At 49.2% G+C, this 14,421-nt stretch carries 13 protein-coding genes, 1 tRNA gene and 1 pseudogene; 10 read left to right on the forward strand and 5 right to left on the reverse strand.

The window, feature by feature from the left end:
* Window positions 1-1,590, forward strand: a complete 1,590-nt coding sequence (gene yejF / locus WN16_RS19500) for a microcin C ABC transporter ATP-binding protein YejF (protein ID WP_044701144.1) — start codon at window positions 1-3, stop codon at window positions 1,588-1,590.
* 4 nt (window positions 1,591-1,594) lie between these two features.
* On the opposite strand, the gene WN16_RS19505 is transcribed toward yejF, so the two are convergent.
* The 3 genes from WN16_RS19505 to rsuA all read right to left on the reverse strand — a co-directional run bounded on the left by WN16_RS19505 (window position 1,595) and on the right by rsuA (window position 4,186).
* A complete protein-coding gene (locus WN16_RS19505; protein WP_085951589.1) occupies window positions 1,595-1,939 on the reverse strand; it encodes a YejG family protein in 345 nt (114 codons plus the stop codon).
* Window positions 1,940-2,272: 333 nt separating this feature from the next.
* Window positions 2,273-3,463 (reverse strand): Bcr/CflA family multidrug efflux MFS transporter, encoded by a 1,191-nt coding sequence (locus WN16_RS19515; protein ID WP_003027494.1) that lies wholly within the window; start codon window positions 3,461-3,463, stop codon window positions 2,273-2,275.
* A 15-nt stretch (window positions 3,464-3,478) separates the two neighbouring features.
* Window positions 3,479-4,186 carry a 16S rRNA pseudouridine(516) synthase RsuA gene (rsuA, locus tag WN16_RS19520; protein WP_003027496.1) on the reverse strand — a complete coding sequence of 236 codons (708 nt, stop codon included), beginning with the start codon at window positions 4,184-4,186 and terminating at the stop codon, window positions 3,479-3,481.
* Window positions 4,187-4,336: 150 nt separating this feature from the next.
* On the opposite strand from rsuA, the gene WN16_RS19525 reads away from it, so the two are divergent.
* Window positions 4,337-6,097: a DEAD/DEAH box helicase gene (locus WN16_RS19525; RefSeq protein WP_044701147.1), complete on the forward strand. Its 1,761-nt coding sequence runs from the start codon at window positions 4,337-4,339 to the stop codon at window positions 6,095-6,097.
* Window positions 6,098-6,221: 124 nt separating this feature from the next.
* Window positions 6,222-6,506, forward strand: coding sequence for a 50S ribosomal protein L25 (gene rplY / locus WN16_RS19530; protein WP_003027502.1), 285 nt, complete (start codon window positions 6,222-6,224; stop codon window positions 6,504-6,506).
* 120 nt (window positions 6,507-6,626) lie between these two features.
* Here rplY and yejK read toward each other — a convergent pair whose 3' ends face one another.
* Complete coding sequence (gene yejK, locus WN16_RS19535) at window positions 6,627-7,634, reverse strand: nucleoid-associated protein YejK (RefSeq protein ID WP_003027504.1); 1,008 nt, start codon at window positions 7,632-7,634, stop codon at window positions 6,627-6,629.
* Window positions 7,635-7,768: 134 nt separating this feature from the next.
* Here yejK and WN16_RS19540 point away from each other — a divergent pair, with 134 nt between their 5' ends.
* The 3 genes from WN16_RS19540 to WN16_RS19550 all read left to right on the forward strand — a co-directional run bounded on the left by WN16_RS19540 (window position 7,769) and on the right by WN16_RS19550 (window position 9,939).
* Window positions 7,769-7,996: a YejL family protein gene (locus WN16_RS19540; protein ID WP_003027506.1), complete on the forward strand. Its 228-nt coding sequence runs from the start codon at window positions 7,769-7,771 to the stop codon at window positions 7,994-7,996.
* Window positions 7,997-8,027: 31 nt separating this feature from the next.
* Entirely contained in the window at window positions 8,028-9,788 is a 1,761-nt protein-coding gene (yejM, locus tag WN16_RS19545; protein ID WP_016150675.1) for an LPS biosynthesis-modulating metalloenzyme YejM, read from the forward strand.
* 74 nt (window positions 9,789-9,862) lie between these two features.
* Window positions 9,863-9,939, forward strand: a tRNA-Pro gene (locus tag WN16_RS19550).
* A 57-nt stretch (window positions 9,940-9,996) separates the two neighbouring features.
* Here WN16_RS19550 and WN16_RS24625 read toward each other — a convergent pair.
* A pseudogene (locus WN16_RS24625) lies at window positions 9,997-10,478 on the reverse strand (LexA family transcriptional regulator); the annotation flags it as partial.
* 132 nt (window positions 10,479-10,610) lie between these two features.
* Here WN16_RS24625 and WN16_RS19565 point away from each other — a divergent pair.
* The 4 genes from WN16_RS19565 (at window position 10,611) to narP (ending at window position 14,379) form a co-directional block, all read left to right on the forward strand.
* Window positions 10,611-10,853 (forward strand): DinI family protein, encoded by a 243-nt coding sequence (locus WN16_RS19565; RefSeq protein ID WP_003845150.1) that lies wholly within the window; start codon window positions 10,611-10,613, stop codon window positions 10,851-10,853.
* A 484-nt stretch (window positions 10,854-11,337) separates the two neighbouring features.
* Entirely contained in the window at window positions 11,338-12,195 is an 858-nt protein-coding gene (yibB, locus tag WN16_RS19570; RefSeq protein WP_032936618.1) for a protein YibB, read from the forward strand.
* 447 nt (window positions 12,196-12,642) lie between these two features.
* Window positions 12,643-13,269: a hypothetical protein gene (locus tag WN16_RS19580; protein WP_044701155.1), complete on the forward strand. Its 627-nt coding sequence runs from the start codon at window positions 12,643-12,645 to the stop codon at window positions 13,267-13,269.
* 462 nt (window positions 13,270-13,731) lie between these two features.
* Entirely contained in the window at window positions 13,732-14,379 is a 648-nt protein-coding gene (narP, locus tag WN16_RS19590; RefSeq protein WP_003027518.1) for a nitrate/nitrite response regulator protein NarP, read from the forward strand.
* Window positions 14,380-14,421 lie beyond the last annotated feature (42 nt).

A 14,421-nucleotide genomic window follows, 5' to 3' on the forward strand; every position in this document is an offset into this window, starting at 1 on the left:
ATGACACAACCTCTGTTAGCTATTGACAATTTATCGGTAGGTTTTCGTCAACAAGAGACCGTGCGCACCGTGGTCAACAGTCTGTCACTGCGCGTTGATGCCGGACAAACGCTGGCGCTGGTGGGTGAGTCCGGCTCAGGTAAAAGCGTGACCGCGCTATCTATTTTACGGTTATTGCCCTCCCCTCCGGTCGTCTACCTTTCCGGCGACATCCGTTTTCATGGTGAATCATTACTTCACGCCGATGAGCAAACGCTTCGCGGCGTGCGGGGGAATAAAATCGCCATGATTTTCCAGGAACCAATGGTGTCACTGAACCCGCTCCACAATCTGGAAAAACAGCTTTATGAGGTGCTGTCGCTGCATAGGGGAATGCGTCGGGAGGCCGCGCGAGCAGAAATCCTGACCTGTCTGGATCGCGTCGGCATTCGTCAGGCGGCCAAACGTCTCGCAGACTACCCGCACCAACTGTCCGGCGGGGAACGCCAACGCGTGATGATTGCCATGGCATTGCTAACACGACCGGAGCTGCTGATTGCCGATGAACCGACTACCGCGCTGGACGTTTCCGTTCAGGCACAGATCCTGCAACTGCTGAGGGAATTACAGCGCGAGCTGAACATGGGATTACTGTTCATCACCCACAACCTCAGTATTGTGAAAAAGCTGGCCGATACCGTGGCGGTCATGCAAAACGGTCAGTGCGTTGAGCAAAATAAAGCAGCACAGTTGCTCACTGCGCCCACGCATCCCTACACGCAGAAATTGCTAAACAGTGAACCTTCCGGCGACCCGGTACCTTTACCGGCCGGACAAGCCCCGCTGCTGGAAGTGGAAAAACTGCACGTCGCCTTCCCCATCCGCAAAGGTATCCTGAAGCGTGTGGTGGACCACAACGTCGTGGTTAACAATATCAGTTTCTCTCTGCGGCCCGGTGAAACGCTGGGGTTGGTAGGTGAGTCTGGGTCGGGGAAAAGCACTACCGGACTGGCGCTCCTGAGGTTAATCTCCTCACAGGGAAGTATTGTGTTCGATGGTCAGGCGCTGCATACCTTAAATCGTCGCCAGCTGTTGCCGGTCCGTCACCGTATTCAGGTGGTATTTCAGGATCCCAACTCCTCGCTTAACCCACGCCTGAGCGTGCTACAGATTATCGAGGAGGGGTTACGCGTTCATCAGCCAACCCTGTCAGCCGAACAACGCGAGGCGCAGGTGAAAGCGGTGATGACGGAAGTGGGACTGGATAGCGAAACGCGGCATCGTTACCCGGCTGAGTTTTCCGGCGGTCAGCGCCAACGTATTGCCATCGCCAGAGCATTGATTCTCAAACCTTCCTTGATTATCCTGGATGAGCCAACATCATCGCTTGACAGAACCGTACAGGCGCAAATCCTGACGTTGTTAAAGTCCTTACAGGAAAAGCATCGGCTGGCTTATATTTTTATCAGCCATGATTTGCACGTAGTACGCGCGTTATGCCATCAGGTTATTGTGCTACGTCAGGGAGAGGTCGTGGAGCAAGGGCAATGCGAGCACGTATTTAACGCGCCACAGCAAGCCTATACGCGTCAACTGCTTGCGCTAAGCTGACGCTTCAAAACGGATTGTTATTTGAAAACGGCTCTGCGATGGCCACGCCGAAGTTTTTCAGTCTGCAGGTCGCGGCAAATTCATCCTGGCGATTCACAAACAGGCACGGCTCCCCTTCGCATTCCAGTACGGAACAAGGAACCTCAATGTCGCTGAGGGCCTGGCTGAGCTTATGCATGACTGACCATGCGCTGTCACCATCAGGGCTGAGCAATTTGAGCGCCACCAGGCTGTTCTCATTGCTCTGACCGTTTTGCGGAATCGGTTCAACCTTTGAACCTGCGAAACCCACCGACCAACGATAGCTCTGCGGCAGACGATGAACGATTGAGAGTTGTAATGTCATCACTTTCTTTCCCTGGAAGCACAATCACTTCACAATTATTTTACATCAATATTAACACATCATTGACAATACGTCTTCAGACAGTTGGTAAACGTTTACACCCTGTCTTTATGCCGCTTTCCGAACCAGGTAATTAAAATTATTCAATGGTTCTGGCATATTTCCGGGCTATATGTACTCGTTTCTGCGATCTAACTCAACCTTTTTAACTACAATGATGTGACTTTTTACATAAATTGATTTTACATAAAATAAACATAACCAGGGGAAATGATAGATTTGCGGTTGATGTATATCAACTCTGGAGGCCTTAAGGCCCCCAGGATGTGTAATAGATCACCGTTTTTGGGCGCGACTGGCGTAAAGACAGAAGAGAATTGAACAGGTAGCGCAAAATGCAATCGACCATATCATTGGCCAGGCCGAGTTAAAGGTCGCCAGAGACAACAGCGCCCCAACGATGGCGCCAATGCCGAAGCGGAATGTCCCTGCCAGCGATGACGCCGTTCCTGCCATATGTGGAAATTCATCCAGAATAACCGCCATGGCGTTAGATGACACCATCGACACACAGCCAACAAACGCCGCAACGCCCACAACCAGGGCCCAGAACCCCAACCCAAACAGTGTGCTAAAGACCATCCAGCCAGCCATCACGAACTGGATCCACAGACCGGTACGGAACATATTCAATGCCCCAACCCGACGCACAAAGCGGCTGTTGATGATAGTCATCACGAACAGGAATACGATGTTCAGTGCGAAGTAATAACCGAAATGCTGCGGTGAAACGTGGTTGATCTCAATGTAGACAAAGGGTCCGGCGCTCAGAAACGAGAACATCCCGGCAAAACTGAATCCGCTGGCCAGCATATAGCTCAGCACACGTTTATGACGAAACAGCGAGGCAAAGTTGCCAATAGTAGTACGCAGGCGAAACGGCTGGCGACGCTCTACCGGCAGAGTCTCTTTGATCAGTGTAAGGATCATCACCGACGCCAGAATAGCTGCCATGGCGAGGATCCAAAAGATATAGTGCCAGCTCAGCCATACCAGCACCCAGCCACCGATAATCGGTGCCATTAATGGCGCAATTGTCGTGACCAGCATAACGAATGACATCATGCGCGAAAACTCTTCTTTCGGATAGATATCACGCATCAGGGCGTTGATAACCACGCTCGCCGCCGCCGCAGCCAGGCCGTGGAAGAAACGCATCACGATCAGTTGATCGATGGTTTGCGCCAGTGCGCAGGCCACTGCCGCCGCCGCAAACACCAGCGTCCCGCCCAGGATCACTGGCTTGCGTCCAAGGCTGTCTGCCATTGGACCATAGAACAGTTGCCCCACTGCGAACCCCAGAATATAGGTACTGAGGGTCATCTGCGCGCTACCTGCTGGCACACCAAACTGTTCAGAGATAACAGGCAGCGCCGGAAGATACATATCAATCGACAACGGCATCAACATGGCTAACAAGCCAAGGATAAAGACAATGGCAATTGACGAGTTCTGCCGGGTGGTCACATTTAGCTCCTGAAATTAACGCGGGGTTAAGTTAACGCTGGCGATTTCTTCTTCAGTCAAAGGACGGTATTCACCTGGCGCCAGATCCTCATCAAGCCTGATGTCACCAATCCGTTCACGGTGCAGTTCCACAACGTGGTTACCCACCGCGGCAAACATACGTTTAACCTGATGATAGCGCCCTTCGCTGATGGTCAAGCGCACCTGAGTTGGCGTAATCACTTCCAGCACGGCCGGTTTGGTCAGATCTTTCTCATTGTGCAACTGTACACCATGGGCAAACTGTTCGGCGGTATCATCTGCCACTGGCGACTCCAGCGTCACCAGATAGGTTTTCTCACAATGGTGACGAGGAGAGGTGATGCGATGCGACCACTGTCCGTCATCGGTCATCAGCACCAGTCCAGTGGTGTCGATATCCAGACGCCCTGCCGCATGCAGTTTGTAGGCAACCGGTTCATCAAGGAAATAGAGCACCGTCGGGTGATCGGGATCATCCGTTGAGCAAACATAACCTTGAGGCTTATTCAGCATAAAATAGCGCGGGCCATTTTGTTGAACCAGGGAATTACCGTCATATTCTACGTCGTGTTCTGGCAGCAGCTTAAAAGCGCTATTTCTGACGATTTCACCGTCGACGGTAACGCGGTTAGCACGGATCTCACGCCCGGCAATAGCGCGGCTGACGCCGAGTTGCTGAGCGATAAATTTATCAAGTCGCATGTGTGTGATTTTGCCTGTAAAAATACGAGAATCGGGTTTACGCCCGAAAAGTGGGACTGTTATCCGCCCAGTATAGCGGCGTTACACCATCCCTCAAGAGAAATGATTCATGGCATACTACTCCTTGTTATTGTTTATTATAGTGAGCCCATGATTTTTACTCTTCGCCCGTACCAAAAAGAAGCCGTGGACGCCACGCTCAACCATTTTCGCCACCACCGCACCCCGGCGGTTATCGTCCTGCCAACCGGCGCGGGCAAAAGTCTGGTGATTGCCGAGCTGGCCCGCGTAGCGCGTGGTCGCGTACTGGTACTGGCGCACGTCAAAGAACTGGTCGCACAAAACCATGCGAAATATTGTGCGCTGGGGCTGGAAGCCGATATTTTTGCCGCAGGCCTGAAGCGTAAAGAGAGCCACGGAAAAGTAGTATTTGGCAGCGTACAGTCGGTAGCGCGTAATCTGGACGCCTTTCAGGGAGAATTCTCCCTGCTTATCGTCGATGAATGCCATCGCATTGGCGATGATGAAGAGAGTCAGTATCAGCAAATCCTCACTCACCTGACCAAAGTAAATCCTCACTTACGCCTGCTCGGACTTACCGCCACACCTTTTCGTTTGGGCAAAGGCTGGATTTATCATTTTCATTATCACGGAATGGTGCGCGGCGATGAAAAAGCACTGTTTCGCGACTGCATTTATGAATTACCGCTGCGCTACATGATTAAACACGGCTACCTGACGCCGCCAGAACGCCTCGACATGCCGGTAGTGCAATATGACTTCAGCCGCCTGCAGGCGCAAAGTAACGGCCTGTTTAGCGAAGCGGACCTGAATCAGGAGCTGAAAAAGCAGCAGCGAATAACGCCGCATATCATCAGCCAGATTGTCGAGTTTGCCCAGACGCGTAAAGGAGTGATGATTTTCGCCGCCACAGTTGAACACGCCAAAGAAATTCTGGGTCTGCTGCCTGCTGACGACGCCGCACTTATCACCGGAGACACGCCTGGCGCCGAACGCGACGTGCTGATTGAAGAGTTCAAAGCCCAACGTTTTCGCTATCTGGTGAATGTGTCGGTCCTGACCACTGGCTTCGATGCCCCGCACGTCGACCTTATCGCCATTCTTCGCCCGACCGAGTCAGTTAGCCTTTACCAACAAATTGTCGGTCGTGGGCTGCGCCTGGCGCCGGGTAAAACCGACTGTCTGATCCTCGATTACGCTGGTAACCCGCACGACCTGTACGCGCCGGAAGTTGGTGCGCCGAAAGGGAAAAGCGACAACGTTCCGGTACAGGTGTTCTGTCCTGCCTGCGGCTTTGCCAACACCTTCTGGGGAAAAACAACGGCCGACGGCACGCTGATTGAGCACTTTGGCCGCCGCTGTCAGGGATGGTTTGAAGATGATGACGGCCATCGCGAACAGTGCGATTTTCGTTTCCGTTTTAAAAACTGCCCGCAGTGCAACGCGGAAAATGACATCGCCGCCCGCCGTTGTCGGGAGTGCGACGCAGTACTGGTTGACCCGGATGACATGCTGAAAGCCGCGCTCAGGCTTAAAGATGCGCTGGTTCTGCGCTGCAGCGGGATGGCGCTACAAAATGGGCAGGATGAAAAAGGCGAATGGCTGAAAATTACCTATTACGATGAAGATGGCGCCGACGTCAGCGAACGCTTTCGCCTGCATACTCCCGCGCAGCGAACGGCCTTCGAGCAACTGTTTATTCGCCCGCACACCCGAACGCCCGGCATTCCCTTACGCTGGATAACCGCCGCCGATATCCTCGCCCAGCAGGCGCTGTTACGTCATCCTGATTTCGTGGTCGCGCGCATGAAAGGTCAGTACTGGCAGGTCCGTGAAAAGGTCTTCGATTATGAAGGACGCTTTCGTCGGGCACATGAATTACGCGGTTAATCGTACTTTTGATTGATGTACCAGCCGTTTGAGTATAGAATCTCGCCCGCTTTTGCATACGCAAAGCAGATCACTTACCTGTTGCTGGGTCGCCTGTAGCAGGAATTATTAAAGAGAGATTTAAATGTTTACTATCAACGCTGAAGTACGTAAAGAGCAGGGTAAGGGTGCGAGCCGCCGCCTGCGTGCCGCTAACAAGTTCCCGGCAATCATCTACGGTGGCGCAGAAGCCCCGATTGCTATCGAACTGGATCACGATGCAGTTATGAACATGCAAGCTAAAGCTGAATTCTACAGCGAAGTTCTGACCATCGTTGTTGACGGTAAAGAAGTTAAAGTTAAAGCTCAGGCTGTACAGCGTCACCCGTTCAAGCCGAAGCTGTCTCACATCGACTTCGTTCGCGCGTAATCGCAAACAAGTTGAAGAAAAACCCCGCCAAGGCGGGGTTTTTTTATGGGATTTTGTAATCGATACTGATGGTTCTCGTCGACCGGATAAGGCGTTTACGCTCTCACCCGGCAAACGGTTTTATTTCCCGCCCGACGTGCGACGCTGCAGCTGGTCGCGCAGGTTCGGCGGCGTACCTTTGATGGTCAAAGTATCTGTAGCCGGATCCCAGAAAATACGTTCACCCAGTAGCATGGCGTCGAAGTTGATGGTTAACCCACCGCCGCTTCCGGCAAATTTGGTTAACTGACGCAGCGTACTGCGATCTGCCGGGAAGCTCTCTTCCAGCTCGTAGCCTTTATCAGCGGTAAATTCGCTGAAGCTAACTTCACTGACGCCGGAAAGCTCTTTGGACAGCGACTCCAGCTCGATCTCTTCACCGGCTTGTAGCTGTTCGTTGCAGTAGCTGTACACCTGCTGACGCACGTTCTGGCGTTCAGCTTTATCGAGCTGCGCCTCAGCAGTAAAGTCATCGACCGCCTGCAGTAGGCCACGGTTTTGCGCTTTGGCGTTCAGACCTTCGCTGGCACCGAGGAAATCCATAAAGAAATCGGCGACTTTGCGCCCTACCCGCCCTTTCAGGAACGTCAGATAGCGCGTGGACTCCGGATTGGTTTCCCACTCGGTTAAATCAATACGCGCCACGATATCCGCATGATTGATGTCCAGATAGTGCGTCGGATTGATATCCAGATTTTCATTGACGCGCATGCTGCTTAAATTGTTCAGCACGGCGACCAACAGATACTCTACCGCCAGATAGCGGTAATGGCAGAACAGGACAATGCCGCCGTCGGCAAAAGGATATTTCGCCAGCTCGTCCCGCAAGCGTCCGGTCGCGGCACGACTAAATGCCAGAAAATCCTCTTCGCCCTGACGCTGTAAACGCAGCGTTTGTGCCAGTTCACTCTCTTCGCTAAACAGGCCATAAGCTTTATTCTTGGCGCTATATACCCGATGCAGCTCAGCCATCATATCGACAACCGTCGCTGTCGGTTCCAGTAATGAATCGCGCAAGACCAGCTCAAGGTTCTGCTCGTCACGTTTGATAAGCTGGTGCAGGGCAATCTGGTTGATATCCAGACTCATGATAAACTCTCCTTTTAGACCGGGCGGTATTCAACCACCTGCCGGGCAGTGACGCAATAGAAGATAAAAAAGCAGAAAAAAAACTGTCTGTACGGTAATATGTTGCCCTTTCATGAACAGACTGATTTCGATTTATGCCACAAATTTCCCGCTATAGTGACGAACACGTTGAACAACTGCTGAATGAGATGCTCAACGTACTGGAAAAACATAAGGCGCCGACCGACCTTTCCCTGATGGTACTGGGAAATATGGTGACTAACCTTATCAATACAAGCATCGCACCGGCCCAGCGCCAGGCGATTGCCAACTCTTTTGCCCGCGCATTACAGTCTTCGGTAAACGACGACCAAGCGCATTAAGAGCCTGCTCCGGGGAAACGAACAACAGTTTATGGTAACTCATCGTCAGCGCTACCGTGAGAAAGTCTCCCAGATGGTTAGCTGGGGGCACTGGTTTGCCTTGTTCAACATTCTGTTGGCCGTGGTACTCGGTAGCCGTTACCTGTTTGTCGCCGACTGGCCGACAACGCTTGCAGGTCGTATTTATTCCTATGTAAGCCTGGTCGGACATTTTAGTTTTCTGGTGTTTGCCACCTATCTGCTAATCCTGTTTCCCCTGACGTTTATCGTCATGTCCCAGAGGCTGATGCGATTCTTATCAGCTATTCTGGCGACGGTGGGCATGACGCTGTTGCTAATCGACAGCGAAGTTTTCACCCGCTTTCATTTGCACCTCAACCCGATCGTCTGGGAACTGGTCATCAACCCTGACCAGAATGAAGCGGCGCGTGACTGGCAACTGATGTTTATCAGCGTGCCAGTGATTCTGTTAATTGAAATGCTGTTTGCGACCTGGAGTTGGCAAAAGCTGCGTAGCCTGACGCGTCGTCGCCACTTCGCCAAACCGTTAGCCGCATTCTTCTTCATTTGCTTTATCGCCTCGCACGTGGTGTATATCTGGGCGGATGCCAATTTCTATCGCCCGATTACCATGCAGCGCGCGAATCTGCCGCTCTCCTACCCGATGACGGCGCGTAAGTTCCTGGAAAAACATGGTCTGCTGGATGCGCAAGAGTATCAGCGTCGCCTGATCGAGCAGGGGAATCCGGAAGCAGTTTCCGTGCAGTACCCGCTGAGCGAACTGCGCTATCGCGATATGGGCACCGGCCAGAACGTCCTGCTGATCACAGTCGACGGCCTGAACTATTCACGCTTTGAAAAGCAGATGCCTGCGCTGGCTGAATTCGCCGGGCAGAATATCTCCTTTACGCGTCACATGAGCACTGGCAACACCACGGATAACGGGATTTTTGGCCTGTTTTACGGCGTCTCACCAAGCTACATGGATGGGATTTTATCGACCCGAACGCCTGCGGCGTTGATTTCCGCGCTGAACCAGCAGGGCTATCAGTTAGGGCTATTCTCCTCGGATGGCTTTACCAGCCCGCTTTATCGCCAGGCGCTGCTGTCAGATTTCTCCATGCCAAGCGTGCAGACGCAATCTGACGACCAAACCGCAAGCCAGTGGATTAACTGGCTGGGACGCTACGCGCAGGAAGATAACCGCTGGTTCTCGTGGGTCTCCTTTAACGGGACCAACCTTGATGAGAGTAACCAGAAGAATTTTGCCAAACGCTATGCCAGCGCCGCTCAGGATGTGGATGCCAACATTAACCGCATTCTGAGCGCCCTGCGCGACTCCGGCAAACTGAACAATACGGTGGTGATTATTACCGCTGGTCGGGGCGTGCCGCTGACGCAGGAAGAGAACAGCTTTGCCTGGTCGCGAGGCCATCTGCAGGTTCCTCTGGTTATTCACTGGCCGGGAACGCCAGCACAGCGCATCAATAGTCTGACCGATCATACGGACCTGATGACAACGCTGATGCAGCGCCTACTGCACGTCAGTACACCTGCTAACGAATACTCACAGGGGCAGGATCTGTTCAATGCAACCCGCCGCCATTACTGGGTTACTGCCGCTGACGGCAGCACGATGGCCGTTACCACACCCGAGATGACGCTGGTGCTGAACAACAACGGTAATTATCAGACCTATAATTTGCGCGGCGAGAAAATAAAAGATCAGAAACCGCAGCTAAGTCTGCTGTTACAGGTTCTGACGGATGAGAAGCGATTTATTGCTAACTGATTAATTATAAATCAGTTAGCGAGACATGCTCTTGCATTCGTAGCGGAAAGCAGTAGTATTAGCAGCCATAGCGTCGGCACGTAGCGCAGCCTGGTAGCGCACCGTCATGGGGTGTCGGGGGTCGGAGGTTCAAATCCTCTCGTGCCGACCAAAAATCCCCAAAAAAACAGCCTGTTACGGCTGTTTTTTTATGCCTGTTTTCTGAGCGCTCCGCGTTCCTGGCATCATTAATGATGTACGTGATAACTCCAAATATTGCGTGTGAGGAATTGTAGCCATCACCATCTTCTGACAGCGCTTCCCTTCTCCCGTTCTCCAGATTAACCAGGTGGGGCTGAGGGTGAGTTCGGTATCACTTGATCCTGAATTCCCCATCTATCGCGCATATCAGCAGCGAACCATCACAGGCTGAAAGCGACGCATCCACAACAAGTAGCGCCCCCTGGATTATCCCTTCCCTGAAATGTGAACGCGATGCCCGTATGAAATAAGTCGCTGCGGGCTGGCTGATTAGCTGCTGATCGAGGGAGATCCTTGTTTCAACGTAATCATTGACAGGTGAAGGGAAGCCCATGGCTATAGTCCTCCGTTTGGATTGAACAGCTGAAAGGTACGGTTCTCCCCTTCCTGCGTTGATACATCGCGGAATGTTGTCACATACCACTCGATCCATTCGTTAGGCTGCTTCATCGTCCAGTTCCAGTTAACCTTGCTCAGTTCCTGGACAAACCGCTGTGTGGTGGCATCAATTAACTCCTCATGAATACCGGATAAAAACACAGTATAAATACTGTATATACACCCAGCAAAAGGCTACAAGCAATGTTCGTGGAACTCGTTTATGACAAAAGGAATTTTGATGGTTTGCCCGGAGCAAAAGATATCATTCTGGGAGAATTGACGAAGAGGGTTCAGCGGATCTTCCCCGATGCTGATGTTCGGGTTAAACCGATGATGACACTACCGGCGATCAACACTGACGCCAGCAAACATGAGAAGGAGCAGATAAGCCGTACTGTTCAGGAAATGTTTGAAGAGGCTGATATGTGGCTAGTTTCAGATTAAACGCCTTGAACCGTCATATTGCTTAAGTACAATCCGCCGTGACTGGCAATCATTCAATACTCGCACTATCGAACGTTCGCCAGTCGGCCGCAATAATGCTCTTGCATACGGTGTGGTTGCGGCAACTCTTGTTACAGTTCACCATCAATTGGCCAGCCAGGTCATCTTTAATGATTTCCGTTATTACGCCAAATATCGGCAAAGGAACACTGCTTGATATGATTCAGTAACCTATGGTTATCATATATTGGAACAAAACGACAATTTCAAAAAAAATAATATCAATGAAAATTATTCACCATTGAACAATCCTTTGCAACAACCAGTTATTTTGTATATCCGTTGCTTATCAGTTTTAATATCACATGATCCTTCCCGCCTCATGTTGATACTGATAGAATGTTTCCATGTGACTGATATCAAAAAATATGTATTCAACATTCTTGTAGTTATTGGATAGGTATAAAACACGGATTGCTTAAAAATGAACTCTTCTATTACCATTGTTACAGCATTTTTCGATATAGGACGAGGAGACTGGACGAGTAATAAAGGTTTCTCTCCTCACTTAGAGAGAACAGCTGATACCTATATTCAGTACTTTGAAAATCTGTCTAAATTGGATAATGACATGGTCATTTTTACATCCAGTGAACTTAAACCCAAAATTGAAGCAATTAGAAATGGGAAAAACACTGTTGTAGTGGCTTTAGATATTAATAAGAAATTTCAAAGCATAAAAAAAAGAATTGCACGAATTCAAAAAGATAATGAGTTCATAAGCAAACTTGAAACTCGCCAGTTGATAAATCCCGAATACTGGTCCCCAGACTATGCACTGGTTTGCAATCTAAAAACATATTTTGTAAACAGAGCTATAGAGTTAAATCTTGTGAATGATGATATGGTTGCATGGGTTGACTTTGGTTACTGTCGTAGTGCAGACGTAACCAGAGGGTTATCTCGATGGGACTATCCTTTTGACCGCAACAAAGTAAATTTCTTTACAGTTAAAAAAGGTTTGACCGTCAAAACTATCCATCAGGTTTTTGACCACATGATTAACAATCGTTCCTATATTATTGGTGGGGCAATTGTAGCAACACAAAAGAAATGGAAAGAGTTTTACAAACTGGTTTGTCAGTGCCAAATAAAAACACTCAGAAATAATATAGTTGATGACGATCAGGGTGTTTTTATAATGTGCTATTATTACAACCCTAAATTAATAAAACTAAATTACCTGGGTAAGAACCGCTGGTTTAATCTATTTAAACTATTCGGAAGAAAAGATTTAATTACTTTATTAAGAAGATTAAAGGTCTCTCTTATAGGTAAATAATTTTTAATTGAGGTATGAACAATGCCGATTCTAACCAGCCCCGGCATTGTTTTGCTTTTTCCTGCGCAGCCTGTCCCTGAAAAAATGCTTTTTCCGCCTCTGCATCATGAACCTATTGTGTGCCGTCCCATTTAACGTATCCCCCTTCGGGAGCCACTGATACAACATTATCAGGCAGGGACCCCAGCGTCTCAACCCACATGGGGAAATTAGAGCCGGTTAAAAGTTGTGAGCCACTCATTTATGTTACTCAGACCAAGTCTGAGTAAGGCTATCACACATAACTAAATTTAATTTATGGTGCAGGGAGTAGACAGTGTACATATCAATATTTACTTCTCAACGATGATCTGCGTCGTTTAAGACCGACATCACTATATTAAGGGAAGTGCATATATATGATGATATTGACTTTTTTTCATTTTTTTCACACGGAGCTAAAGTTAAATGTCTAAACGTAAGTCTAAAATTTACGAAAATCCCGGTCTTGACTCAACAATCTTTGTTGAACCGCAGCAAATTGCCAATACAGCCAATGCATTTCGTGAAGTGGTAAATAGCCTTAATAACGGCTATCTAGACGTACACGATGTTAGACGGAATGTCCTTTATACCAACGCAACTTTAGCAATTGAGCTTTATTTTAAAGCATTCTTGGTCAAAAGAATTCCTGCACCTTACGATTTCACCATCGAAAATGGCCAGGCTACAAAAGCTGAATTCGATGATGAAAACCGCGCGACTAATTGGCATTCACGCCTAGATCTTCTTGAAGAACATAAAACGCACAACTTAAAAAAGCTTTTCAATGCACTTAGCGACACACAAAAAAAATGTGTCACACAAGAGATTTTGCAAACATGTAACACGATCCAGACCGCTACGGATCTATTGCAATTCCTTGACACTATTAGGAACTACTTTGTTGATAAGCGTTATGAATTCCAAGAATTCATCTATGGTGTTCCAAAAGACTCAAATATGATCTATACCTTGATTCCCGTCTTAAATGCCATTGGTAAAGTGCTTGCTAACCCACCAAATGCACCATTTCCAGACATGACTTTGTTATAAGGAAGGTTATAGTTTCAATGTTATTAAGCTCCTTTTTAGAAACATAAAGGTCTAATCTGATCTAAAGCATCTAAACAACATGGGAGAAACGTCCCCTAACCTATTGATGTATATAGAGCAGATTTTGTCATAAAAGCACTGTTTGTTTACACATGCAAATAGCAATTAGAACCAGCAATGGCGCGGCTCTCAGTGTTTCATAAGCGGTGTCATGGGGTGTCGGGGGTCGGAGGTTCAAATCCTCTCGTGCCGACCAAAAATCCCAAAAAAACCAACCTTAGGGTTGGTTTTTTTATGTCTGAGATTCATCATTCCTGAGTATTACTACGGCTTTCAGTACAGGTTTTACTACTTACCCATGCACAAATTGGGGTAAAATTTATCCTCTCATCAGCGTGATGAATCTGGACGATTGATGCGCTGAAAACAATAATGATACTAATAAAAACTCAGGAGAATAGTATGCCTGAAGCAACGCCTTTTCGGGTGCTGATTGTTGACGACCACCCACTGATGCGGCGAGGAATTAGTCAATTATTGCAACTTGATCCCGCCTTTAACGTAGTCGCGGAAGCGGGTGATGGTGCCAGCGCTATCGACCTGGCAAACCGCCTGGACCTTGATGTGATCCTACTGGATCTCAATATGAAAGGGATGAGCGGACTGGATACACTGAATGCGCTGCGTCGGGACGGCGTCACCGCGCAAATTATTATTCTTACCGTATCGGATGCCGCCAACGATGTGTACGCTCTAATTGATGCCGGCGCGGATGGTTATTTACTTAAAGACAGCGATCCTGAAGTCCTGCTGGAGGCTATTCGCAGTGGTGCCAAAGGTGGTAAAGCCTTTAGTACCCGCGTCAGCGAATATTTGCGCGAGCGCGACCTGTTTGGCGCCCAGGAAGACCCATTCAGCGTTCTCACCGAACGCGAACTGGATGTGTTACATGAACTTGCTCAGGGGCTATCGAACAAACAGATTGCATCAGTGCTGAATATTTCTGAACAGACGGTGAAGGTGCATATTCGCAATCTGCTGCGCAAACTCAACGTGCGTTCTCGTGTAGCTGCCACCATTCTATTTTTACAAACACGCGGCATGCAGTAATCAGATATTGCCCGATGGCGCTACGCTTATCGGGCCAACAAG

The organism is Citrobacter sp. ABFQG (genome assembly GCF_004322975.1).
Lineage (GTDB): Bacteria > Pseudomonadota > Gammaproteobacteria > Enterobacterales > Enterobacteriaceae > Citrobacter > Citrobacter freundii.